Below are 23,577 nucleotides of genomic sequence, written 5' to 3'. Positions count from 1 at the left end.
TATGGCACCCTTTCGCCGAAGGTACAAGCAGAAGATGCCCCTACAGGCTCAGTTCCCGGTGTCCATGACAGAGTTCGTCCCTGATCCGTGTCACCTCGCCGTCTTCCAGGTACTCATCGAACCGCATCACCCGATCGATGATTCCGCCGGGGGTAATCTCCACGATCCGGTTCGCCACGGTGGAGACGAATTCATGGTCGTGGGACGTGAACAGCACCACTTCGGAGAAGGCGATGAGGCCGTTGTTCAATGCGGTGATCGACTCCAGGTCCAGATGGTTGGTCGGCTCGTCCAGGATGATGGCATTGGCCCCCGTGAGCATCATCCGCGCAAGCATGCAGCGAACCCGCTCGCCACCGGAAAGCACACCGGTCTTCTTGAGCGCCTCGTCGCCGGAAAAGAGCATCCGGCCGAGGAAACCACGGGCGAAGGCTTCCCCTTCGGTCGGAGGGGAATACTGGCCGAGCCACTCGATAAGGTTCATGTCGTTGGCAAAATAAGCACCGTTTTCCTTGGGAAAATAGGCGGAGGTGATGGTCACCCCCCAGCGGAAGCTGCCACTGTCCGGTTCCAGTTCCCCCGCCAGGATCTGGAAGAGGGTGGTCTTGGCCAGGCCGTTCCCTCCGACGAAGGCAATCTTGTCCCCTTTGCGAACGGTAAGAGAAAAGTTGGTCAGCACCGGCTCTCCGTCGATAGACTTGGAGAGGCCATCTATCTCAAGGATGATGTCTCCGCAGGGGCGCTCCGGTTTAAACACCACGTAAGGGTACTTGCGGGAGGAGACCGGCATCTCCTCGATGGTCAGCTTCTCCAGGAGCCGCTTCCGGGAGGTAGCCTGCTTCGCCTTTGAGGCATTGGAGGAGAAGCGCTGGATGAACTCCTTCAGTTCGTTGGCCTTGTCGGTGACCTTTCGGTTCTCGTCCTGTTTCTGCTTCAGGTTGAGTTGGCTCGCCTGGTACCAGAAGTCGTAGTTGCCCGTATAGACCTTTATCACCCCAAAGTCGATATCGGCCACGTGAGTGCAGACCTGGTTCAGAAAGTGGCGATCATGGGAAACGACGATGACCGTGTTCGAAAAGCGGTAGAGAAAATCCTCCAGCCAGGCGATGGATTTGAGATCCAGGTTGTTGGTCGGTTCGTCCAGAAGAAGCACATCCGGGTTGCCGAATAACGCCTGGGCCAGGAGCACCCGTACCTTGTCTCCCCCCTCCAGTTCTTTCATTTTCAGGTTGCGCAGTTCCTCGGGGATACCGAGACCATTGAGAAGTACCGCCGCCTCCGACTCGGCCTCGTAGCCGTTCATCTCGGCAAACTCGGCTTCCAATTCCGCCGAACGGACCCCGTCCGCCTCGGAGAAATCCCCCTTGGAATAAATCGCATCCCGCTCGGCCATCACCCGGTACAAGCGGGTGTGTCCCATCATCACGGTGTTGAAAACCGTTTCTTCATCGAAGGCAAAATGGTCCTGGCGAAGCACCGCGATCCGTTCCCGTGGGCCGAGAGTGACCGTTCCCTTGTCCGCTTCCACCTCACCGGCCAGTATCTTGAGGAACGTGGACTTGCCGGCGCCGTTGGCACCGATCAGACCGTAACAATTCCCCGGCATGAACTTTATGTTGACGTCCTTGAAGATGACCCTCTTCCCGTAGGAGAGGGAAACGTTCGCTGCACTTATCATGACTTGATTACTCCCTTCTGGACAAAAAAAACCACAGGGGTGCACCCTGTGGTTCACATTCTGAGTTGAGCATACCATTATTACCTGCCATGCGGCAATCACTTATTTCATGAGAACGGAAATTACTCCATATTTTGCATCCGTTTGGACGGAATAACTTGACACATTTCCCGAACTCTGCCAATTTTCCAAGAAAATGCCAGAATAAGAGGATGCCATGGGAAGAGAGCTCTACGTAGGAAGTATCTCGTTCGACGCGAGTGAGGATGACCTGAGGGGCCTGTTCGCGGTCTCCGGGAAGGTCAGTTCGATCCATTTGATAACCGATCCCCAGACGGGGAAGTTCAAGGGGTGCGCGTACGTTAAAATGTCCACTGCCGATGAGGCGAAGGATGCCATAGAGAGCCTTGACGGCGCGCTGCTTCTCGGCCGCCTCATAACCGTCACTGAAGCCAAACCACAAAAACCGAAGGCGCAGCCACCCGGCGGGTATCAGCGGAAACCGGGACAGGGGAAAGGCCCCGGCAGAGGGAAAAAATAATCTCCGGGTTACGGGGATTAAAAGCACAAGACGAGAAAAGGCCCCCCGCTAACGCGGGGGGCCTTTTCTCTGGAAACCTACATACCACTACGGAGCCAGGATCAGGTTCGCCGTGCCACTCGGCGGCACGGGGTTATCGGTATTGGCCTGCACAGTTATGGATGGAGAGGAATAGACACGGAACTTGCTCCCCGGATTCACGACATTGATAAAGACTTTGTATGAAGTGGACGACATCATTGCCGAACCGTTCGGCGGTACATAGGCAATGAATGGCGCCTTCCAGACGCTGGGACTGCTGAAGTTGCTGAAGACATCCCCGCTGACCATTGCCGGCGCCGCCGGGTTGCGCGGCACGACCGATATGGTCGCGCTGGACCAGGTCGCAAAGCCCGGCGAGCGGATCATACCCGAGATTGATCCGGTGGTGGTGTTCAGTCCCGTCAATACCTGCTGAATACGAATGCCGGTCGGTTTGAGATTGTTATTACCCGAATTCCCCGCCTTGACGATGGCCGCATCGGGATTGAATTCCAGGAGGATCGTGTTCAGCGTCCCTGCAGTCACGGTAAAGCGGCCGACAATTTTTACTCCTGTCTGTTGGGCACTTGGAGTGGTAAGGGGGGTCTTCGTCGTGGAACCGGCCAGGATAAAGTAGTTATTGAGGTTTGGCTGGTTGGGAGCAAGGATCAGGCGGACCTGGTTGTACGTTCCCGCGGGGATAACCGCCTCCCCAAGGAGCTGTTGCAGAAAGTGGAGCTTGAGAATGTCAACGTCCTGTCCTCCGCTGGCCGTGAAATCGGCTATGACCGGCAGTCCGGGATCGTTGTCATTCGCATTTTCCTTACCGGCCGGCACAACAGCTACCTTAGTAACCCTGATGTGCACACTGGAAAAATCCCGAAATGCTGGACTGTCCGTAATGCCGACCTGAAGTGTGCCGGTTGTTGCCGCACTGCCACCGCCCCCCCCACCGCAACCCGGCAGTTGGCCAATCGCGAGAACCACCAGCAACATCACACCTCCCAAACCCAATCCCTTGATAAATTTACTCGCCATGATGAATACCTCCATAGGATAGAATTGCCCCTTCCACCCCGCCGACTCTTTTGCAAAACAAAAACAGCCGGGGCAGAAATATGGATGATATTTCGGCAACCCGGCTGTCTCGGTGAGACCCGTAGGCTTTCCGCCCCATCCTCGCGGATGGTTGAGTATTATCGTGTTACCATCTCTGAAAGAGACTTGTTGCCCCTAATTAGAACAGAAACGGCGCGCTTGTCAAGCTTCGTGACACGGACCAGTCAGCACCGGCATTGGCATACACGGGCAGATTTCCCAGTCGCCCCCTCTACTCTCCTTTGAAGAATTTCCTGATATCCCGCCCCATCTGCCTGAACGCATCACCGGTTTTACTGCCGGCATCCCGGAACCACTCTCCCATCGTCCGGCCCGCTTTCTTCGCCTCTTTTCCTGTTTCCTTCCCCATCTCCTTGAACCCCTGTCCAACCTCCTTGCCCCCCTCCTTGAAGGCATGACCGACCTCCTTTCCGCCTTTCTTGAAGGCCTGGCCGGTCTCCTTTCCTGCATCCTTGAAGGCTTTACCAACCTCTTTCCCTTTTTCCTTGATCGAGTTATCAGCCCAAACCGGAGTGACGAGGAAAAGTGCCGCAACAACACTCATCAGCATTTTTCGCATGGAAACCTCCTTCTTCAAACCTCGTGACACTTTACCATGACAGAGGGCTGGCGTCAAAGAGCCCGGTTAAGCCCTCAGCGGGTTTTGACGACATTGCCGACGGCGAATATGAAAAAGGCCCACATTCGCGGGCCTTTCCCTTTCTTGTCACCTGACACCATTTATTCGCCAAACGTGCCCGTATCAGAGATGAACACCGGGTCACAGACGTTTGCCGCTGCATCAGCCCGGGCACCGCACTTTCCACACGAGAATGCGGCGTGCGCGGACATCTTCCGACGTTCGGATGCGTCTTCGACGTTACAGACTTTGGCATTCTGCATTCCGCCTTTCATGGCTCAACCCACCTTTCGGGAAAGAATCTCTTTCTGATATAACACTACCCCACATAATATTGATTGTCAATTTCATTTTACCCTCTCGTGATCTTGACAAAAAAGGGCGCCCCGGGAGGGCACCCCATTTTTCTTACCGTTACCAATAGGCATGCAACAGACGACTGCTCGCGGGTCAGGACATCCGCCCCTTGAGGAATTCCAACCCCTTTTCCAACAAGCCACCTTCTGGAACGGTTCCATCCGGGGTCATCTTGTCAACGATCCCAGGAAGAAACTCCGCAAGCTTTCCACTCACTTCCTCCGGTGCAATACCTGCCTTAGCTGCCAGGTTCTGCACCGTATCGCTTCCAAGCACCTGCTGTATCTGTTCTGCGGAAACAGGAAGGTTCTCCCCCGTCCCAATCCACGATGAAATGACGCCACCCAACCCCTTCTCCTCAAACGACTGCACCAGTCCGCCCAGTCCGCCCTTGTCGGTAAGCATTTCCATTACTCCGCCCACAAGCCCGGATTGTTCTCCCTCCCCGCCACCCAGCATACTGGAAGCTTTGCCGACTATCTCGTCAAACAGTCCCATGGTAACCTCCTCTTTGCCCTGCGGTCTGCTACACCAGATACCGGTGCGTCTGTGCCCTACTTGGCTCCCGATTTGGACTCCCGATATCCCGCCTTGATCGCCTCGGACTCGGGCATGTAACTTCCCTGTTTGGTCTTACCGTACCATTTGCTACCTGACTTATGATAGATTTTGGAGTCCGTGTTGACCCAGACCGTATCCTTTCCGACCGGCGGAGCCGTGGCAGGTTTAACGGATTTGGCCGCAGCACCAGCCTGAGGAGTTGCGGCAGCCGGCAGGGAAAGTGCCTTCGGCGCCGCAGGTTTGGCAGGAACAGCCGCAGCTGAACCAACGACCACCAAAGGAGTTATTTTTTCGATGGTCTTTGCAGGAACCCCCGCTCTGGCAAGGTCGCCAACCGCAGCATACGGCCGGCCGGCAATAATTTTCTTTGCCGTCGCGGCACCGATGCCGGGAAGTTTCTCCAGTTCCGCAGAGGATGCGGAATTCACATCCACCTTCGCCGTTGCGCCTGCTTTTTTTGCATCTGCCTTGGGAGCCGCCTTGGTTTCGGCCTGGCAGACGACACTCAGGGACATGATCATAATGATTGATAAAAACACGCGGGACATCTTCATTTGTTCCTCCTTACTTCTCGCGGAAACCTGCAAATCAAGGGTGACATCAGTCAAAATTCAAGATGGAGTTATTTTTTCTTCTTTGCATCTCCCTTGGCTTCGCCTTTTGCTTCAATGGTCGCAGCCTTCATGGTGTACATGACCGTCACCTTGCTTCCCACCTTCAGGTCGCCCGTTACCTTGGTGTCCTTGTCCTTGGCGATCTCCCACTTCTCCTTCCCCTTCTGAACCACCACGACATCTTCCTTCACCTCGAGCACCGGCCCCGTCACCTGGTAGGTTTTGGTCCCACCGGCCATGGCTGTTGAAGCGACCAGCAACGCGATTCCCGTGAGTGCAGCAGCAAATTTCATGGACATACTCCTTTCACGAACAAGATAAGTAACTTATAGATACCAACAGATCAGCAGATGTCAAGATGGGGTGCCAAGCTGCCAGACTATGGGATATTGGGTCATCCTTCGGGAAACTCGGTGAGAATCCGGCAGGTTTCCCGGAACTCGAAGGCGGCAACAGAGAACAGGCGGGCCAGGAGACGCCCTGACAATGCGGGGGGAAAGAGGGGAAAGGTCAGGCGATACATGAGATCGAGCAGATCGTCATGGCGGTTTTCCTCGAGAAATATGGTGCCGTACTGGTGGACGGGGGTGGAATAGAGGAACGCCTCCTCCATCACCGCTTCGTCTTCACTGAAGTAAGGGAGGATCATTTCGACGGACAGACTGAGCCCGTTTCCTTCCAGATCTTCCGCAACATAGACGAGCACTTCGTCTTGGGGGACACTGCCGTACTCAACCGCTTCGGGACAGACAATGCCAATGGGGAGCACCATGAGTCTCCCATGCTCGGGATCAAGCCCATAGGGCCATTCCCTGGCCGAGAAAAATCGCTCCAGCTTTTCATAGGCCTTTGCTTGCCAAGGGCTCAGTTCCTGATAGAAGAGAGTCCTGAAGTCATCACGACGGGTCAGAAGATCTTCAAGGGGAATGAATTCTTCTCCTGTGTCCACCGGATGGCTGACCCGTTTCTCCGCGTTATCCACAACCAGCCGAAGGTGCGGCCGTTTCCGATCATCCTTGTCCTGCGTCATATACTCGTTCCCCTCTGAAGCACCATCGGCGCGATCGGCTCGCTCCCGGTTGCTACATTCTGCAAAGACGTCGCTGAGTACCCATTTACGGGATCAGTCATTGGTTGGATTTTTTCATTACTACACATACACGAAAGCCATGTCAACGGAAGAGAACGGGATAGGACCAATGAAAGGGAGAATTGAGCGATTACATGATGGAAAAGTTGGTATGAATAATCTTCTGCAGCTCTTCAATGCGAAGGATGGCACTTCGTATCTGCTCCCGCTCATCGGCCGGAAGTTCATAAGGGTTGAGATAATAGGAATCCTTCTGTATCCCCTTGATAACTTTGATCTGGAGCAGGATGCGGTGGCGGGTGAGCACGTGGTAGGCTTCCATGAGGTCGCCGGCGGTGGTTGCGGATAAATTTTTCTCTTCCTGGAGGAGTTCGATGCGGCGCAGGGTGCTGGTGACAGGAACACCCTGGTTAATGGCGAGTATCCGCACGTTCATGACCAGAGGCGCCCAGGCAAGGAGCTTCAGATTGAATTCTCCCTTGTGTTCGCCGGACCCTTCAACCCATATTCGCTTCAGGAAACCAATGGCAAGCTTCATCTCGGTAGCTGCCTTAGCCATCCCCCAGAGGACCTGGAAATAATCCTGCTCCAGGCCTCGTATCAACTCGATGAGGGACTGGGCAAGCTCCCGGTCACCCGCAACGTATCGTGCGTCGGAAAGGACAATGAGGTCCATGAGGTTTTTAGCGTAGTCCTCGAACTCGTAACGGACGATGGAGAGAAGCCGCTTCCGCCACTGGGATAGTGACCCCCTCCAGGTGGGGTTGGTCGGCATGATGTCGCCGGTGCATTTTTTGAAGCCGATTTCCGCCAGACGTTCCACAAGCAGACCGGAAAAATCCCGGAACCAGACGTCGGCCTCCTCCCCCCCGTCGTCGGCATAAACGATGAGATAATCCTGGTCAGTGATGAGAGTCTGTTCTTCCCGGCCATCACTCCCCATGCTGACGAGAGAAAAGGGGAGCGGCGGTGCACCTCTCCCTGTTTCCGCCATCTCCCGGGTAACCAGGTCCACTGCCCGGCCTGCCAGCATGTCCCGGTATTCAGTGCAGTTCTTGTGGAGGGAAGTGACCGACTGTATTTTCAGGAAACGTTCCAGCTCCTGGTTATTCAGATAATCATGGATCTGCTTGAGCGGCTCGTAGCTGGAGGCTTCCCGAACCTGCGCCAGCAAAGCCGACTGGCGGTCTGCAAGCCCCTGCAGCGCCCCCACCTCTCTGCCGACGTCTTCATCCAGGGCTGCCAGCAAATACTGGATTTCGTCCCGATCAAGGAGAGAGAGAAAACCCCGGATTCGCTGCATGATGCTGTCGAGCAGGTCGTCCGGAGCAATCTCACCTATGCTGTCAAGGTGTACAGGCATGAAATGTGTCCACGATTACATAAAAAAGGGGGAAGGCGAACCTTCCCCGATAATATCACATAAATAATGGTAAAACGCGCGGTTTTTAGTGGTCGATCGCCTTGGCCATGCCGATGCCGGTGTTCTGGCGAACGTAGATCTCGTCGAACATCTCTTCCGAACGCCGGCTCGGGAAAGCCAGGGTGCCGATGATGGCAGCCAGGAAGCCGAGCGGGATGGAGAAGATGCCCGGGTTCTTCAGTTTGAGAATCGGTGCATCCAGGCCAAGGATGGATTTGCCGTCCTTGTTCGTCTCGTAGTCCTTCCGGGCCTTGTCCAACGCCTTCAGGTCCTTCTCGTCAAGGGTTGCTCCCGGAGGCAGGGCGGCCTGTTTCTTCTCCATCGCCGCGACGATCTTCTTGGCGCCGGCGGCCACGGTCTTGGGATAGGTCATGTTGGGGGAGACCATGACCAGGCCGATGGAAGCGATGGTGCCGACCAGCAGGCCGGAGATGACCCCAGCGGTGTTGAATTTACGCCAGAACAGCGACATGACCACGACCGGCAGGTTGCCGGAAGAGGCGACGGCGAAGGCGAGCGCCACAAGGTGGGCGACGTTCTGCTTCTCGGCGGCGATGCCGATGACGATACCGACGGCACCGACGCACAGCGACGTGACCCGGGCTGCCATGACCTGCTCGTGCTGGTCGGCATGACCGTCCTTGATGACGTTGACGTAGATGTCGTGGGCGATGGCCGCGGAAGCTGCCAGAACCAGGCCGGAAACGACCGCCAGAATCGTCGCGAAGGCAACGGAGCAGAGGAAGGCGAGGAAGATGTCGCCGACGATCGGAGAGATGTCGGAGCCAAGCTGCTGGGCAAGCAACAGGGTGGCCATGTTGCCACCGGCGTCAACCGAGGAGATTACCTGCGGAGTAACGTTGATGGCGGCGCCGAAGCCGAGCAGGGTGGTCAGGACGTAGAAGCCGCCGATGATCCACATGGCGATGATGACGGACTTGCGGGCCGCCTGGGCGGTGGGAACCGTAAAGAAGCGCATGAGGATGTGCGGCATGCCAGCGGTGCCGAGCACCAAGGCCATTCCGAGGGAGATCTGGTCAAGCGGCGCCTTCATGAACAGGGCCGGCTCCAGGAAGCGCTGACCGGCGTCAGTACCGGTCATGGTAATGCCGTCCTTCAGCAGCAGTTTGGAGACGTGGTCCTGAATGTTGGGGCTGTTGACGATGTCGGAGAAGAACCCGATCGGGTTGAACCCGGCCTTGGCCATGACCAGCACCGACAGCAGGAACGCGCCGGACATGAGGAGCCCCGCCTTGATGATCTGAACCCAAGTGGTGGCGGTCATGCCGCCGAAGACGACGTAGCCGATCATCAGGATACCGACGCCGATGATAGCGGTCTTGTAGGGAACGCCCACCAGCAGGGCCATCAGCTTGCCGGCACCGACCATCTGGGCAGTGAGGTAGAAGGTGGAGACGGCGACGGTGGAGATAGCGGCCACGGCGCGCACCGGCTTCGGCTCGGTCCGGAAGGAGAGGATGTCCCCCAGGGTGTACTTGCCGGCGTTGCGGCACGGCTCGGCGACGATCAGGAGCACGGTGATGTAGGCGACCAGCCAGCCGACCGAGTACATGAACCCGTCATACCCGTAGAGGGAGATCATCCCGGAAATACCGAGGAACGAGGCGGCCGACATGTAGTCGCCGGCGATGGCCCAACCGTTCTGGGTACCGGTGATGCCGCCACCCGCCGCGTAGAAGTCCGCCGCGGTCTTGGTCCGCTTGGCGGCCCAGACGACGACCGACATGGTGATGGCAATGATGACCGCGAACATGCCGATGGTAATGACCTTGTTAGCCTTGATCTCCTTCTTGAGCGGAGCAGCCGGGGCAGGCGTCGCTGCCGGAGCGGCCGGCGTGGCACTGGGAGCTGCGACTGCCGGTGCCGTGGGAGAAGCGGCAGGAGCGGTCATTGCTGCAGGAGCGCCAGGGGCAGCCGGAGCCTTGGCAGGCTCAGCCGCGTAAGCAAGGGCGCCCAGGGAAAGGGCCAGGGTAAACGCTGCGATTAATTTTTTCATTCTCTGAGCCTCCTTTACTTGAGTTCGTCCACCAGCTCACGGGTGAGACGGTCGAAATCCTTGTTGGCCACATGGGCGTAATAATGGGCCAGCCCCCAGGAAACGAAGAACTGGGAGAGGGCAAACACGTACCCGAAATTGATGACACCGATTACTTTGACCTTAAACAGGCCTGGGGCGTACGCTGCCCCGATGGGGAGGAGGAAATAATACACGGTGGAAAATATCCACCAGCCGAACAGGAATGCGGATTTCTTGTGGTGCAGCTCGACGAACTTGGGATTTTTGGCTATCGCCGCCCAGTCATACTGCTTTTCTGCCATGGGAGTTACTCCTTTCTTCGTAAATTGAACAGCAAGGAAGCTTATGTCATCACATAACCCCTCGATTACAAACGGTGCCGGCATCTACCTCCTTTCGTCGTTATTGGATTGAACCCGTCATTACATCCTGGCATAGCCAAATTTCATGGAAAGCATTTCCGCCCCCTCCTGTAGGGATGGAATGATCTCATTTTCCAACCGGTCCGACAGCATCCTGAACGAAGGACCAAGCATGGTAAGGGCACCGACGATCTTGCCCGCGTAATCCCTTACGGCAACCGCCACACTCACCACCCCCTCACCCAGCCCACCGTTATCAACCGCAACGCCATTGCAACGTATGGTGTCGAACTCCCGTTCAAGCTGATCCAGATTGGGAAAACGCCCATTGCGACTCTGCTTCTTGCAGAGCCGCTCCAGCATGTCACGGGATTCAAGCGCCTTGATGGCCTTGCCCGACGCGTTGGTAAAAAAGGGAAAACGCTTCCCCACGAGGGGCGCCGTTTTCACCGTCTGGATGGAGTCGACCATGTCGAGAAAAATCACCTCGTCACCGCTTGCCACTGTCATATAGACCGCTTCGTCGTGCTTTCGCGCCAACAATTCCATGATCGGTCGGGCATGCTTGATGAGAAGGACGCTGTCCAGGAACCTCTGGGCCATTTCCAGCGCATTGAGCCCGAGACGATAACTGCCGGTCAACTCCTCGCGCTCCACCATGCCCCGCTTCTCCAGAGTCGCCAACAGGCGGAATGCCTTGTTCCTGCTAATCCCTAGTCGATCCGCAAGGGTCGGCAACGTGGAATCGGGAACCTCTTCGGTCAGAGTCTCCAATATATCCAGTGCCTTTTCAACTGTCTGCACAGCGTAGGAACATTTGTCTCTGACCATAAGGGGGACCCATAAACAGAATAAATAAAATATGTTCTAGTTTAGCCAGCTATTTTTGTATTAATTTTTAGCACGCCGTTTTATTGCTGTCAATAAAAAATTATAACTCGCACCAATAATTAATTTATTTACGATATATATCAACGTGTTATATATTTTTTGCAGCACTACAAATTTTAAATCAATGAAATTTTTATCACATAAAACAAGAGTTTACAATTACTCCTAATCTCCGTTGCCCCCCCACTATCCATTAAACACATGACATCTCCGACGCAATTTCATCTCCGCATACAGGTACCTCAACCGCCACTCCCACCGTAATTGTAGCGCGGAGAACCACAAGTAAAGACACCTCTCAAAACGAGGTTTATTAGATTCCCGACAAACAGCAAAGCAACACCACCTTATCCGCCCGAGTCGCCAACCGCCCGCGTCCGCTTGGCACTGATTACCTACCAGCATTCCATTTTCACCCTTTACAACACTGATTTCGCCATGCTAGTATTTAGCGTTTTAATGGGGCAAACCCTCCATTCAAGAATCTGAAAATTTGAAAAGGAGTCGACAGATGTCAGGACATAATAAATGGAGCACTATCAAACATAAAAAAGGCGCAGCAGATGCCAAGCGCGGCAAGATATTTACCAAGCTGATCAAGGAGATTTCCGTGGCCGCCAAGCTCGGCGGCGGCGACCCCAACGGCAACCCGCGGCTCCGCACCGCTGTCGACAAGGCGAAGGCGGAGAACATGCCCAAGGACAACATCGAGCGGGCCATCAAGAAGGGGACCGGCGGAATGGAAGGGGTCATCTATGAGGAAATCGTCTACGAAGGGTATGGCCCTGGCGGAGTGGCGGTCCTCGTGGAGGTGCTGACCGACAACCGCAACCGCTCTGTTTCGGACATCAGGAGCATCTTCACCAAGTGTAACGGCAATATGGGAGAAGCCGGCTGTGTCTCGTGGCTGTTCGACAAGAAAGGACTCATCGTTTTCCCCAAGCAGACCGACTTCGACAAGCTGTTCGAGGTGGCACTCGAGGCGGGAGCGGATGACGTGGCCGACGAAGAGGAACAGTACGAGGTCCTGACCGATCCGACGACCTTCATTGAGGTACGGGAAGCCCTGGAAAAGGCCGGATTCAAATACGAGTCGGCGGAAACTACCATGATCCCCCAGACCATGGTGAAGCTGGATGGCAAAAACGCCGAAAACATGCTGAAAATGATGGACCGTCTGGAGGACAACGACGATGTCCAGAACGTCTACGCCAACTTCGACATCTCGGCAGAAGAGATGGAAAAAATGATGTAACACGAGCAAGGGGGCATCATGTCCCCTTTTTGCCGGGGTCACCTTTGGTTGCCCCGAAATAAGGGCAACCAGCTGGAGTTACACCCGCGGTTTCCCAACAAGGCCCCATGAAAATTATCGGTATCGACCCCGGTTCGCGCATTACCGGATACGGCATCATCCGCAAAGAGGGAAACCGGCTTATCCATGTGGACAACGGTGCCATCTTTACCGATGCCCACAAGGACTTTCCCCTTCGCCTGCAACGCATCTATCGAGGGCTGACCGAGATCATCGAACGTCATTCCCCTGATGCCATGGCAGTAGAGAACATCTTCTTCGCCACCAATGTGCAGAGCGCATTGAAGCTGGGACAGGCCAGGGGAGCGGCCATCGTGGCGGGGGTTAACGCCGGCCTGCCGGTCTATGAATACTCAGCCCTCCAGGTCAAGCAGGCGGTGGTCGGCCATGGCCGGGCCGCCAAGGAGCAGGTGCAAAAAATGCTCAAGGCGCTCCTCAATCTCCCGGAAGTCGCCCAGGAAGACGCTTCGGACGCCCTAGCGGTCGCCGTCTGCCACGCCCACTCGGTGGGGCTCAACACGTTGCGGGAGAGACTGAAATGATCGCCCTTCTGACCGGCACCATTGCCCACAAGTCGCCGGAATATATCGTGCTGGACGTCCACGGAGTCGGCTACCGGGTACAAATCCCCTTCTCCACTTACTATGACCTCCCTCCCGAGGGGGAAAGCCTCTCCCTCAACATTTACACCCACGTCAAGGAAGACGCCATAAACCTTTACGGGTTTCGCACCCCGGCGGAAAAACAGTTCTTCCAGCTCCTCATATCCGTTTCCGGCATCGGTCCGAAACTGGCAAAGGACATCCTCTCCAATATCCAGGTAGACGAACTGGGTGATGCACTCCTGCGCGCCGACCTGGCAAGGCTCTGCGCCATTCCAGGCATCGGAAGGAAAACCGCAGAGAGGGTGGTGCTGGAACTGCGGGAGAAGGTTAAGAAACTCGACTTCCTCCCGCCGACCAAGACGTCGGAGCGCTCTGCGGTGGCTGCCGACATCATGGAAGATGTCACCTCCGCCCTCATCAACCTGGGATACAAGGAAGCAGTGGTGAACAAGGTGCTCGCGGAACTGTCGATCACCCCAGAGACCGGCATGGAAACCATCCTCAAACAGGCGCTGAAACAGCTGATGCGTTGATGAATCCAGGACTGGACGTGGAATGACCCGGACAATTTCCCCAACACTGACCGATGACGACGCCCTCATCGAGGCAACTCTTCGGCCACGCGCCCTCGCCGACTACATCGGCCAGGAGAAGGCCAAAGGGAACCTGCGGCTCTTTATCGACGCGGCCCGCAAGCGGAGCGAGGCACTCGACCATGTTCTTCTCTACGGTCCGCCGGGGCTGGGGAAGACCACCCTGGCCAACATCATCGCCTGCGAAATGGGGGTCAGCATCAAGTCGACCTCGGGTCCGGTCATCGAACGCCCGGGAGACCTGGCCGCCATTCTCACCAATCTGGAACCCCACGACGTCCTCTTCATCGACGAAATCCACCGCCTTTCCCATGTGGTGGAAGAGATTCTCTATCCGGCCATGGAGGATTTCCAGCTGGATATCATCATCGGCCAGGGGCCGAGCGCCCGCACCGTCAAGCTTGAACTCCCCCGTTTCACCCTGGTTGGGGCCACCACCCGCGCCGGGCTCCTCTCCTCTCCCCTGCGGGACCGCTTCGGAGTGATCTCACGGCTGGAGTTTTACACCGATAGTGAACTGGCCACCATAGTCAGCCGCTCGGCCCGCATCCTCGCCATCCCCATGGAGGATGACGGAGCGCTGGAACTGGCCCGCCGCAGCCGCGGTACCCCCCGTATCGCCAACCGACTTCTCCGACGCGTGCGGGACTTTGCCCAGGTCCGGGCCGACGGCATCATCACCCATGCCGTGGTGCAGGACGCCCTGGCGCTCCTGGAAATCGACGTCATGGGCTTCGACCAGATGGACCGGCTCATTCTTCTCACCATCATCGACAAGTTCGGCGGCGGCCCGGTCGGGCTCGACACCATCGCTGCTGCCATCAGCGAAGAGAGCGACACCATCGAAGACGTTTACGAACCGTTTCTCATCCAGAACGGCTTCCTGAACCGCACCCCACGCGGCCGGGTTGCCACCAGGACCGCATACGAACACTTCGGGCGAATCGCGCCCGAATCGCCCCAGGGAAAGCTTTTTTGACCATGCAGCAGGTATTCGACTTCCCTCTCAAACCCCGGTATCGCTTCGACAACTTCGTGGTCTGCGGCGGGAATGAAACCGCCTACCGGTTCGCCCGACTGCTGGCAGACCTGCAGGGCACGGAAAATCTCCTCTACATCTACGGCCCCCCTGGCTCTGGCAAAACCCACCTTCTCTCTGCCATCGGCGAATGTCTGGCAAATCAACCTGCGCCTTCCTCGTACATATCGGGCAGGGAAGTCGAGGCCCTGTATCGAGGCGATTACACCGCCGAAGCGACTTCGCTCCTGGCTGAGCATTTCCGTGACGCACCGGCGCTGCTCATCGATGATCTCCATCTCCTTCCGGACCAGCCAAAGCTGCGGGTTGAACTCTGGCAGCTCTTCAACGATTTCTATACGGCAGGGAAGAAAATCGCCCTGACCGGTCTCTACCCCCCGAAAGAGTTGCCCCATCTTGACGACCATCTCATCTCCCGACTGCTCTGGGGGCTCGTGGCAAAAGTGGACGTTTCCGACGACGACTCCCGCCGCATGATCATGAAGAAGCTCGCGGAAGACCGGCAAGTACTTCTGCCGGCAGACGTGATAGACTATCTCCTGATACACACCCGCCGGGACACTCCAGCCCTGATCGAGGCACTGGACTTGATCAGCCGTCATGCCCTGGCGACCCAGCGGAAGATCACCGTGCGGCAGACACGGGAAGCGCTGGCCCTGGGAGGATAATGAGATGAAGATTCTGCTCCACATCTGCTGCGCCCCCTGCGCCATTTACCCCCTCAAGGAACTCCGTTCCCAGGGAATGGAAGTGACCGGCTTCTTCTACAATCACAACATCCACCCCTACCAGGAATACCGGCGCCGCCTGGATACGGTACGGGTATATGCCGAGAAAGTTGATCTGGCCATGGTTTACCGGGATGAGTACCGGCTGGAAGAGTTCCTGGCTGCGGTAGCAGACAATCCAGATCAGCGCTGCATCTACTGTTATGCGTCCCGCCTGGAAGCGACCGCAAAGGCCGCAGCCGAAAACGGTTTCCCGGCCTTCACCTCGTCGCTCCTTTACAGCAGGTATCAGAAACACGACACCATCCGCGAACTGGGAGAAAGCATCGGCGCCAGATACGGTATCCGCTTTCACTACGACGATTTCCGGCGGGGCTGGCAGGAGGGTATCCGCATCTCTAGGGAGGTCGGGCTCTACCGCCAGCAGTACTGCGGCTGTATCTACAGCGAAAAGGAACGTTACGCCCCCAAGCCATTGCAGTGAAAGGAGAATCCCATGACCGGTTTCGGCAAGCACCTCATAGTCATCGGGCTCGTCATTGCCGCGGTCGGCATAGCACTCTCCTTCGCCGACCGTATCCCCTGGCTGGGGAGACTCCCCGGTGACATCTCTATCAAAAGGGAAAATTTCTCCTTCTACTTTCCCCTTGCCACGAGCATCCTGCTATCGCTTGTCCTGTCGCTGGTACTCTGGCTGCTGCGGCGGTAACAGACACTCCGGAACCTGCTTGAGGCGCCAGCCAAGACACAGAAGAGAGACAACAAAGGCCTATATGCCGACTGGCAAGGGATTGTAATCGGCATTTTTCCTGCTACCTTTATTGACAGAAAGTCCACTCACGCATACCGGAGGCAGCCATGTTCGAACTGTTGGAGAAAGCTATACTGACCGGGCTGGGAGCCGCAGCACTATCCCAGAAGATGGCCGAGGAATTCGTCAAGGACCTGAAGGATAAGTACAAGGTGAGTGAAGACGAGGGGAGGGCCTTCCTTGACAAGATGCAGAACATGGCCAAGGAGAGCAAGTCCAAAGTGGCGGAAATTGCCGAAGCGGAAGTAAAAAAAGTCATCGACCGGGCTGGGCTGGTCCCCCGTGACGAGTTCGATCGTCTGTCGAAGCGGGTTGAAGAGCTGGAAAATCGGCTGGCGCAAACCGAGCCGGGAGCCCCATGCTGAACCTCCTGCAGTTCAACCGCAATATCCGCAGCATTAGACGCTACCGGAATGTGGTACGGGTCCTGTTCAAGTACGGTTTCGACCACATTCTGGAGTACCTCAACCTTTCCCAACTGGTCGCCCGCAGCCGGCGTCTGCTTCGTCGCGACGAATCTGCCATTGCCCAGCTCTCCCAGGCGGAACGGCTCCGTCTGGCGCTGGAAGAACTGGGACCGACCTTCGTTAAACTCGGTCAACTTCTATCAACCCGCCCCGACCTCCTCCCCCCCACGTATATCACCGAATTCGCAAAGCTGCAGGACGACGTCCCCTCCTTCTCCTCTGCCGAAGCACGGGAGCAGGTGCAGCGCGAACTGGGAAGGGAGATCGGAGAGATCTTTGCCAGCTTCGATTCCGTCCCCATCGCAGCCGCCTCCATAGCCCAAGTCCACCGAGCCCGGCTTCTCACCGGCGAAGAAGTGGTCGTGAAGATACGCCGGCCGGGCGTAGTGGAGTTGGTGGAGACCGATATCGATGCCCTCATGGGACTGGCTTACCTTGCCGAACGCCACCTGCCGGGAAGCGACATCTACGATCCCATGGGGGTCGTCAAAGAGTTTGCCCGCACTATCCGGCGGGAAATGGACTTCTCCCGGGAAGGTCGCACCATCGAAAAATTCACTGCCAACTTTACCGATGATTCCTCTCTGTATTTCCCCCGCGTCTTCTGGCAGGCGACTACCCGCGGCATCCTCACTATGGAATACATCGACGGCATCAAGGTGTCGGATCTGCATGCCCTGGAACGGGCAGGGCTCAACCGCGTCACCATAGCCCAGCGGGGTGCCGATGCGTTTCTGAAAATGGTGCTGAACCACGGCTTTTTCCATGGCGACCCCCATCCGGGGAACGTTCTCATCCTCCCGGACAACGTCATCTGCCTTCTCGATTACGGCATGGTTGGCCGGCTTGATGCCCAGCTTAAAGGATACCTGACCGACATCCTTCTCGCCATCCTGGAACGGAACGTGGACGAGGTTATTTCCATCCTCCTCTATTCTGGAGAAATCACCGATTCGCTCGATACCCGGGCACTCAAGCGTGACCTGTCGGAGTTCATTGACAGTTACTACGAAATTCCACTCCAGGAGATCGAAGTCGGCAGGATGCTCATGGAGTTCATCGAAATCATCACTACCTACCACATCAAAATCCAGCCCGACCTGATGCTCCTCACCAAAGCCCTGGTCACCATAGAGGGGATGGGACGGGAACTGGATCCCCAGTTCGACATGATAAGCCATCTCCGTCCCCCCATGGAAAAGGTGGTAAAGGAAAAACTCTCCCCGCGCCGCATCTTCAAGGACATAAACTCTTACGCCATGTCCTACGTCAACCTGACGAAGAATCTTCCGCGCGACATCAAGGAAATACTCAACCGGCTCAACCGGAACAAGTTCAAGATCGACCTGGAGCACCGCGGCCTCGACCGTTTCATCCGGGAACTGGATAAATCCATCAACCGTCTCTCTTCAAGCCTCATCATCGCCGCTCTTATCGTCGGTTCTTCAATCATCATGCAGACCGACAAGGGGCCTCTTCTCTTCGAATTCCCCGTGTTTGCCTTCTTCGGCTACACCATTGCCGGCGTCATCGGTCTCTGGTGGGTAATCGCCATCATCCGTTCCGGCCGGCTCTGAGGGAGTTGTCACCCTTTTCACACCTTGAACTTGCCACCTTTTTCATATAGATTAGCGGTAACTTTTACCTATTCACAATAGGAGCATCATGCCGAAACAGCCCCCCTCAATCCCCCCCGCAGAACTGAAAAAACGCAAACGGGAAGGGGTCATCGTCGCCCTCTCCCTTCTGCTCATCATCGTCTGCACTGCCGCCGAAATCCACCTGACGCGCCTCAGCTCAGAAGTCCCCATGGGGAACAACATCCTCATCTTCGGCCTGATTAACATCATAACCCTGCTCATTATCCTGCTCATCTACCTGGTATTCAGAAATATCGCAAAGATGCTCATGGAACGCCGACAGAACGTTATCGGCGCCCGACTGCGCACTAAGCTGGTGTTCGCTTTCGTCGGCCTTTCCCTAGTGCCGACCATGCTCCTGTTCTTCGTATCGGCCGGATTCATCAACAACAGCATCCAGAACTGGTTCAACAAACAGGTGGAAACATCCCTTGATGAATCCATGGAGGTCGCCCAGACTTACTACAAGACATCGGCGGCCAACGCCCTTTATTACGGACAGCAGCTGAGCGCCACCATCAAAGAACAGAAACTCATCAACGATGAAAATCTTCCCCGCCTCAAGGCTCTCATCCGTCAGAAGCAGAAGGAATACAATCTGGGAGTAGTGGAGGTTTTCTCGTCCCAGCGAGAGGAACTGATCCGGGCCTCCAACCCAAAGCTGCCGCTCGGGGAGTTCACTAACCCTTCGTCGGAAGACATCAATGTAGCCCTCAGCGGCAAGGAGCTTTCTCGGGTTAACCCGGTTGGAAAAGCTGACCTCATCCGCGGCATCGTGCCGGTATTCTCCAACTGGAATCCCCATGACGTCGTCGGTGTGGTGGTGGTTAATTACTACGTTCCCTACTCGCTCGTCAGCAAGATGAAGGAGATATCCACCTCCTACCAGGAATTCCGGCAACTTAAGATTCTCAAAAACCCCATTACCACCGGTTACATCCTGACTCTGTTTCTCATCACCATGGTCATCGTTTTCCTGGCAGTCTGGTTCGGAGTCTACCTGGCAAAGAGTCTGACTATCCCGATCCAGGAACTGGCAGAGGCTACCCGTCAAGTTGCCGAGGGAAATCTCAATATCCATCTAGGAGAAAAGGGAAACGACGAGATAGGAATGCTGGTCGCCTCTTTCAATAAAATGACTGAGGACCTGCGCAATAATCAGTTGGCCCTGAAACAGACCAACGAAGAGGTAGTCCGGAGCAATCAGGAACTTGAACAACGGCGCCGTTACATGGAAACGGTTTTAAAAAACGTCACTGCCGGGGTGATTTCTGTCGACAAAGAGGGAATCCTCACCACGGTGAACAAATCTGCCGAGCGACTCCTTCACATAACCACAACCGATGTGCTTGGCAGGAATTTCCGCGAGGTGTTGCGCTCGACCCATCTGGACACCGTCAAGGGGATGCTGCGCGACCTGGTACTCGGAAAACAGGACACCATCCGCAAACAGGTCACCATTCCATTCAGGGACGGCAATCTTACCCTGCTGGTCAACTTGACCGTACTCAAGGACGAAAACGACGAATTCATGGGAACTGTTGTTGTTTTCGATGACCTGACACAGCTGATCAAAGCCCAGCGCATGGCAGCATGGCGTGAGGTTGCGCGGCGCATCGCCCACGAAATCAAGAATCCCCTCACCCCTATCCAGCTCTCGGCCCAGCGGCTCAGGAAACGCTACCTGTCCCGTTTCGGCGAAGAAGAAAGGGTCTTCGATGAATGTACGGCCATGATCATCAAGTCGGTGGACGAACTGAAATCTCTCGTTGACGAGTTTTCAAACTTTGCCCGCATGCCGGCAGCCCAGCCAACGCCCAACAACCTCAATGACATCATTCTCGAAGCCCTCACACTCTACCAGGAGGCCCATCGCACCATCACATTCTCATTCCACGGGGACGACAGTATCCCCCTGCTCATGCTCGACCGCGACCAGATCAAACGGGTGCTCATCAACCTGCTGGACAACGCTGTTGCTGCAATTGACGGCGAAGGAGCAATCACGGTGGAGAGCAGTTGCAACCATGAACTGAAGATGGTGACCTGCGTTGTAGCCGACACCGGCCACGGCATCGCCCCCGAAGACCGTCCGCGTCTGTTCGAGCCCTATTTCTCGACAAAAAAGTCAGGAACCGGTCTGGGGCTTGCCATCGTGAACACCATCATCTCTGACCATCACGGCTTCATCAGGGTCAAAAACAACGAACCGACGGGAACCCGATTCATCATCGAACTACCAGTCGGTGAAAGCTAGTCTATCCTCGTTGCAGACGACACCGGACTCCTCCTGTTTCCTCATGCATTACCCACAAAACGCACCTCTGTTTGTTAGTTTTTTTTAATTGCAATGCCTCAGCTTTTCTGATACTACTAGCGCGTCTGCTCACCATAAGATCAGCACACGATGGAGAAAGGAGGAGGTGGAGATGAAAATACCGCAGGTCACGATCTATTCAAAAAATTCTGGGTTGGAAATCAGCCCCTACGAAAGGCGTACAACGGGAAAACCGGCGGAAGGACGGATAGCGCTCCGTTTTTTCAGGCTTGAAGGGAAAAGTCAACCGCTTCGGTTTATCGTCAGCCCGTCGGAAGGGTTTGATCTGTCGCGGATGATCAGCAAAATTTGTGAAACTGGCGGGAAAGAAACTCTCACACACAAGTTTGAGGGCTCAGAGGGGGAAACAACTACCAGACTAGCCGTCGAACGTTACGAAAGAAACAATAGACATGGCTATGCATTAAGCATCCAGCGGGGGGATGAAAGTGTCAACGTAGCAACTACCTCAAATCACCTCCATTACGCCGCAGAATTCCTCAAACATCTCTCCCTGGCTCAGGCATGGGTGGAGGCTCCCGTGCAGGATAATGCTGGCTGAAAATCGAGCAGACGATAAAGATTTTGTACATTTCATAGACACAGATAGCCGACAAGTTTAGGCAAAAAGAAAGCCCCACCATAAAGAATGGTGGGGCTTTTGGATAAAATTCCCGGCGGCGACCTACTCTCCCACACAGCTGCCCGTGCAGTACCATCGGCCCAGAGAGGCTTAACTTCCGTGTTCGGGATGGGAACGGGTGTGACCCTCTCGGCATAGCCACCGAGAAACTCTTTGGAACTGAGGCTGAGAACTTGAGGCCAGTAAAGGTATTGACTTTACTGATCCCGAGTCCCGGATCCCGAGTCCCGAATTTATCTCGGCAATTGCATAGATTTGATTTGTAGGTAGTGGTGATTGATTTATCGAGGGGGTGGGGTTACCACCCCCTCTTCAATAATTTTTATGGTCAAGCCTCACGGCCGATTAGTACCGGTCAGCTAAATGCATTACTGCACTTACACACCCGGCCTATCAACGTTGTGGTCTACAACGGGCCTTCAGGGGGGGCTAACCCCGGGGATACCTAATCTTGAAGGAGGCTTCCCGCTTAGATGCTTTCAGCGGTTATCCTTTCCGTACATAGCTACCCAGCGACTGCTCCTGGCGGAACAACTGGAACACCAGCGGTACGTCCATCCCGGTCCTCTCGTACTAAGGACAGCTCTTCTCAAGTATCCTGCGCCCACGGTAGATAGGGACCAAACTGTCTCACGACGTTTTAAACCCAGCTCGCGTACCGCTTTAATTGGCGAACAGCCAAACCCTTGGGACCTACTTCAGCCCCAGGATGCGATGAGCCGACATCGAGGTGCCAAACCTCCCCGTCGATGTGAACTCTTGGGGGAGATCAGCCTGTTATCCCCGGCGTACCTTTTATCCGTTGAGCGACGGCCCTTCCATACAGAACCGCCGGATCACTAAGACCTACTTTCGTACCTGCTCGACTTGTTGGTCTCGCAGTCAAGCTCCCTTATGCCTTTGCACTCAACGCCCGGTTTCCAATCGGGCTGAGGGAACCTTCGCGCGCCTCCGTTACTCTTTGGGAGGCGACCGCCCCAGTCAAACTACCCACCAGACAGTGTCCCCGACCCGGATGACGGGCCTGGGTTAGACATCCAAAACAACCAGGGTGGTATTTCAAGGTTGACTCCACCGACACTGGCGTGCCAGCTTCAACGTCTCCCACCTATCCTACACAAATTATTCCGAATGTCACTGTCAAGCTGTAGTAAAGGTGCACGGGGTCTTTCCGTCTTACCGCGGGTACTCGGCATCTTCACCGAGAATTCAATTTCGCTGAGCCACTGGTTGAGACAGCGCGGAAATCGTTACGCCATTCGTGCAGGTCGGAACTTACCCGACAAGGAATTTCGCTACCTTAGGACCGTTATAGTTACGGCCGCCGTTTACCGGGGCTTCGGTTCAAAGCTTCGCCTTGCGGCTGACAAATCCCCTTAACCTTCCGGCACCGGGCAGGCGTCAGACCCTATACGTCGACTTTCGTCTTTGCAGAGTCCTGTGTTTTTAGTAAACAGTCGCTACCGCCATTTCTCTGCGACCTCCATCGGCTTCACGTGCGAATCGCTACACCTAGTGGAGGCACACCTTCTCCCGAAGTTACGGTGTCATTTTGCCGAGTTCCTTAACCAGTGTTCTCTCAAGCACCTTAGGATTTTCTCCTCACCCACCTGAGTCGGTTTACGGTACGGTCTCTTGTTACCTGAAGCTTAGAGGCTTTTCTTGGAAGCATGGGATCAACGACTTTGTGAGCATACGCTCTCGTCATCACGCCTCGGCGTTGAATGGGAATGCGGATTTACCTACACTCCCCGCCTACACGCTTAAACCGGGACATCCAGTACCCGGATCGCCTACCCTTCTCCGTCCCCCCATCGCAGTAACAAGAGGTACAGGAATATTAACCTGTTTCCCATCAACTACGCCTTTCGGCCTCGCCTTAGGGACCGACTAACCCTACGCAGATTACCTTTACGTAGGAAACCTTGGGTTTTCGGTGACAAGGTTTCTCACCTTGTTTTTCGCTACTCATGTCAGCATAATCTCTTGTGATACCTCCAGCCGTCCTCACGGTCGACCTTCGCAGGCTTACACAATGCTCCCCTACCACTGGCATCTTAAGATGCCAATCCGCAGCTTCGGTACTATGCTTAGCCCCGTTACAT

The 23,577-nt window shown here is 55.6% G+C and carries 23 protein-coding genes, 2 rRNA genes and 1 riboswitch (1 of these 26 cut by a window edge); of the genes, 12 read left to right on the top strand and 13 right to left on the bottom strand.

All coding sequences use genetic code 11. The features are described from left to right. Window positions 1-40: 40 nt before the first annotated feature. Complete coding sequence (locus LDN04_RS08910; protein WP_223908987.1) at window positions 41-1,678, bottom strand: ABC-F family ATP-binding cassette domain-containing protein; 1,638 nt, start codon at window positions 1,676-1,678, stop codon at window positions 41-43. Window positions 1,679-1,895: 217 nt separating this feature from the next. Here LDN04_RS08910 and LDN04_RS08905 point away from each other — a divergent pair, with 217 nt between their 5' ends. Then, entirely contained in the window at window positions 1,896-2,219 is a 324-nt protein-coding gene (locus tag LDN04_RS08905; protein WP_223908985.1) for an RNA-binding protein, read from the top strand. Between the two features lie 87 nt (window positions 2,220-2,306). On the opposite strand, the gene LDN04_RS08900 is transcribed toward LDN04_RS08905, so the two are convergent. From LDN04_RS08900 to LDN04_RS08855, 10 genes are all read right to left on the bottom strand, one after another. Next, window positions 2,307-3,278: a DUF4382 domain-containing protein gene (locus LDN04_RS08900; protein ID WP_223908983.1), complete on the bottom strand. Its 972-nt coding sequence runs from the start codon at window positions 3,276-3,278 to the stop codon at window positions 2,307-2,309. Between the two features lie 91 nt (window positions 3,279-3,369). Then, a riboswitch (cyclic di-GMP riboswitch) is annotated at window positions 3,370-3,445 on the bottom strand. A 125-nt stretch (window positions 3,446-3,570) separates the two neighbouring features. Beyond that, complete coding sequence (locus LDN04_RS08895) at window positions 3,571-3,918, bottom strand: hypothetical protein (protein WP_223908981.1); 348 nt, start codon at window positions 3,916-3,918, stop codon at window positions 3,571-3,573. Between the two features lie 510 nt (window positions 3,919-4,428). Further along, window positions 4,429-4,833: a YidB family protein gene (locus LDN04_RS08890; protein ID WP_374045145.1), complete on the bottom strand. Its 405-nt coding sequence runs from the start codon at window positions 4,831-4,833 to the stop codon at window positions 4,429-4,431. A gap of 56 nt (window positions 4,834-4,889) precedes the next feature. Then, window positions 4,890-5,450, bottom strand: a complete 561-nt coding sequence (locus LDN04_RS08885; RefSeq protein WP_223908979.1) for a helix-hairpin-helix domain-containing protein — start codon at window positions 5,448-5,450, stop codon at window positions 4,890-4,892. Between the two features lie 68 nt (window positions 5,451-5,518). After that, window positions 5,519-5,803, bottom strand: a complete 285-nt coding sequence (locus LDN04_RS08880) for a hypothetical protein (protein WP_223908978.1) — start codon at window positions 5,801-5,803, stop codon at window positions 5,519-5,521. Between the two features lie 101 nt (window positions 5,804-5,904). Continuing rightward, window positions 5,905-6,540 (bottom strand): hypothetical protein, encoded by a 636-nt coding sequence (locus LDN04_RS08875; protein ID WP_223908977.1) that lies wholly within the window; start codon window positions 6,538-6,540, stop codon window positions 5,905-5,907. A gap of 190 nt (window positions 6,541-6,730) precedes the next feature. Further along, window positions 6,731-7,963, bottom strand: coding sequence for a putative nucleotidyltransferase substrate binding domain-containing protein (locus LDN04_RS08870; RefSeq protein ID WP_223908975.1), 1,233 nt, complete (start codon window positions 7,961-7,963; stop codon window positions 6,731-6,733). An 85-nt stretch (window positions 7,964-8,048) separates the two neighbouring features. After that, window positions 8,049-10,040, bottom strand: a complete 1,992-nt coding sequence (locus tag LDN04_RS08865) for a cation acetate symporter (protein ID WP_223908974.1) — start codon at window positions 10,038-10,040, stop codon at window positions 8,049-8,051. A gap of 14 nt (window positions 10,041-10,054) precedes the next feature. Then, window positions 10,055-10,363, bottom strand: coding sequence for a DUF485 domain-containing protein (locus LDN04_RS08860; protein WP_223908973.1), 309 nt, complete (start codon window positions 10,361-10,363; stop codon window positions 10,055-10,057). A gap of 120 nt (window positions 10,364-10,483) precedes the next feature. After that, on the bottom strand, window positions 10,484-11,254 hold the full coding sequence (locus tag LDN04_RS08855) for an IclR family transcriptional regulator (protein WP_223908972.1): 771 nt from the start codon (window positions 11,252-11,254) through the stop codon (window positions 10,484-10,486). 571 nt (window positions 11,255-11,825) lie between these two features. Here LDN04_RS08855 and LDN04_RS08850 point away from each other — a divergent pair. The 11 genes from LDN04_RS08850 (at window position 11,826) to LDN04_RS08800 (ending at window position 21,391) form a co-directional block, all read left to right on the top strand. After that, window positions 11,826-12,569: a YebC/PmpR family DNA-binding transcriptional regulator gene (locus tag LDN04_RS08850; RefSeq protein ID WP_223908971.1), complete on the top strand. Its 744-nt coding sequence runs from the start codon at window positions 11,826-11,828 to the stop codon at window positions 12,567-12,569. Window positions 12,570-12,676: 107 nt separating this feature from the next. Next, window positions 12,677-13,171 carry a crossover junction endodeoxyribonuclease RuvC gene (gene ruvC / locus LDN04_RS08845; protein ID WP_223908970.1) on the top strand — a complete coding sequence of 165 codons (495 nt, stop codon included), beginning with the start codon at window positions 12,677-12,679 and terminating at the stop codon, window positions 13,169-13,171. Continuing rightward, window positions 13,168-13,767: a Holliday junction branch migration protein RuvA gene (gene ruvA / locus LDN04_RS08840; RefSeq protein WP_223908967.1), complete on the top strand. Its 600-nt coding sequence runs from the start codon at window positions 13,168-13,170 to the stop codon at window positions 13,765-13,767. Before ruvC ends, ruvA begins: the two co-directional genes overlap by 4 nt. A gap of 22 nt (window positions 13,768-13,789) precedes the next feature. After that, window positions 13,790-14,806, top strand: coding sequence for a Holliday junction branch migration DNA helicase RuvB (gene ruvB, locus LDN04_RS08835; RefSeq protein WP_223908965.1), 1,017 nt, complete (start codon window positions 13,790-13,792; stop codon window positions 14,804-14,806). Window positions 14,807-14,808: 2 nt separating this feature from the next. Next, window positions 14,809-15,534: a DnaA ATPase domain-containing protein gene (locus tag LDN04_RS08830; RefSeq protein ID WP_223913363.1), complete on the top strand. Its 726-nt coding sequence runs from the start codon at window positions 14,809-14,811 to the stop codon at window positions 15,532-15,534. 4 nt (window positions 15,535-15,538) lie between these two features. Then, window positions 15,539-16,078, top strand: a complete 540-nt coding sequence (locus tag LDN04_RS08825) for an epoxyqueuosine reductase QueH (RefSeq protein WP_223908964.1) — start codon at window positions 15,539-15,541, stop codon at window positions 16,076-16,078. Window positions 16,079-16,090: 12 nt separating this feature from the next. Continuing rightward, entirely contained in the window at window positions 16,091-16,303 is a 213-nt protein-coding gene (locus tag LDN04_RS08820; RefSeq protein WP_223908963.1) for a DUF2905 domain-containing protein, read from the top strand. Window positions 16,304-16,452: 149 nt separating this feature from the next. Further along, complete coding sequence (locus LDN04_RS08815; protein ID WP_223908962.1) at window positions 16,453-16,770, top strand: phasin family protein; 318 nt, start codon at window positions 16,453-16,455, stop codon at window positions 16,768-16,770. Next, the gene (gene ubiB, locus LDN04_RS08810) at window positions 16,764-18,449 is read left to right on the top strand and encodes a 2-polyprenylphenol 6-hydroxylase (protein WP_223908960.1); all 1,686 of its coding nucleotides are present in this window, start codon (window positions 16,764-16,766) and stop codon (window positions 18,447-18,449) included. Before LDN04_RS08815 ends, ubiB begins: the two co-directional genes overlap by 7 nt. An 88-nt stretch (window positions 18,450-18,537) precedes the next feature. After that, window positions 18,538-20,769 carry a PAS domain-containing sensor histidine kinase gene (locus tag LDN04_RS08805; RefSeq protein WP_223908957.1) on the top strand — a complete coding sequence of 744 codons (2,232 nt, stop codon included), beginning with the start codon at window positions 18,538-18,540 and terminating at the stop codon, window positions 20,767-20,769. A gap of 172 nt (window positions 20,770-20,941) precedes the next feature. Beyond that, window positions 20,942-21,391, top strand: a complete 450-nt coding sequence (locus LDN04_RS08800; RefSeq protein ID WP_223908955.1) for a hypothetical protein — start codon at window positions 20,942-20,944, stop codon at window positions 21,389-21,391. A gap of 110 nt (window positions 21,392-21,501) precedes the next feature. Here LDN04_RS08800 and rrf read toward each other — a convergent pair. After that, window positions 21,502-21,618 (bottom strand): 5S ribosomal RNA (rrf, locus tag LDN04_RS08795). 178 nt (window positions 21,619-21,796) lie between these two features. Then, window positions 21,797-23,577, bottom strand: a 23S ribosomal RNA gene (locus LDN04_RS08790) (it continues 1,179 nt past the right edge of the window).

The organism is Geobacter sp. AOG1, from assembly GCF_019972315.1.
Classification (GTDB): Bacteria; Desulfobacterota; Desulfuromonadia; order Geobacterales; family Geobacteraceae; genus Geomobilimonas.
Note: the sequence above shows the minus strand (reverse complement) of the source record. Positions and strands in the feature narration are given on the sequence as shown.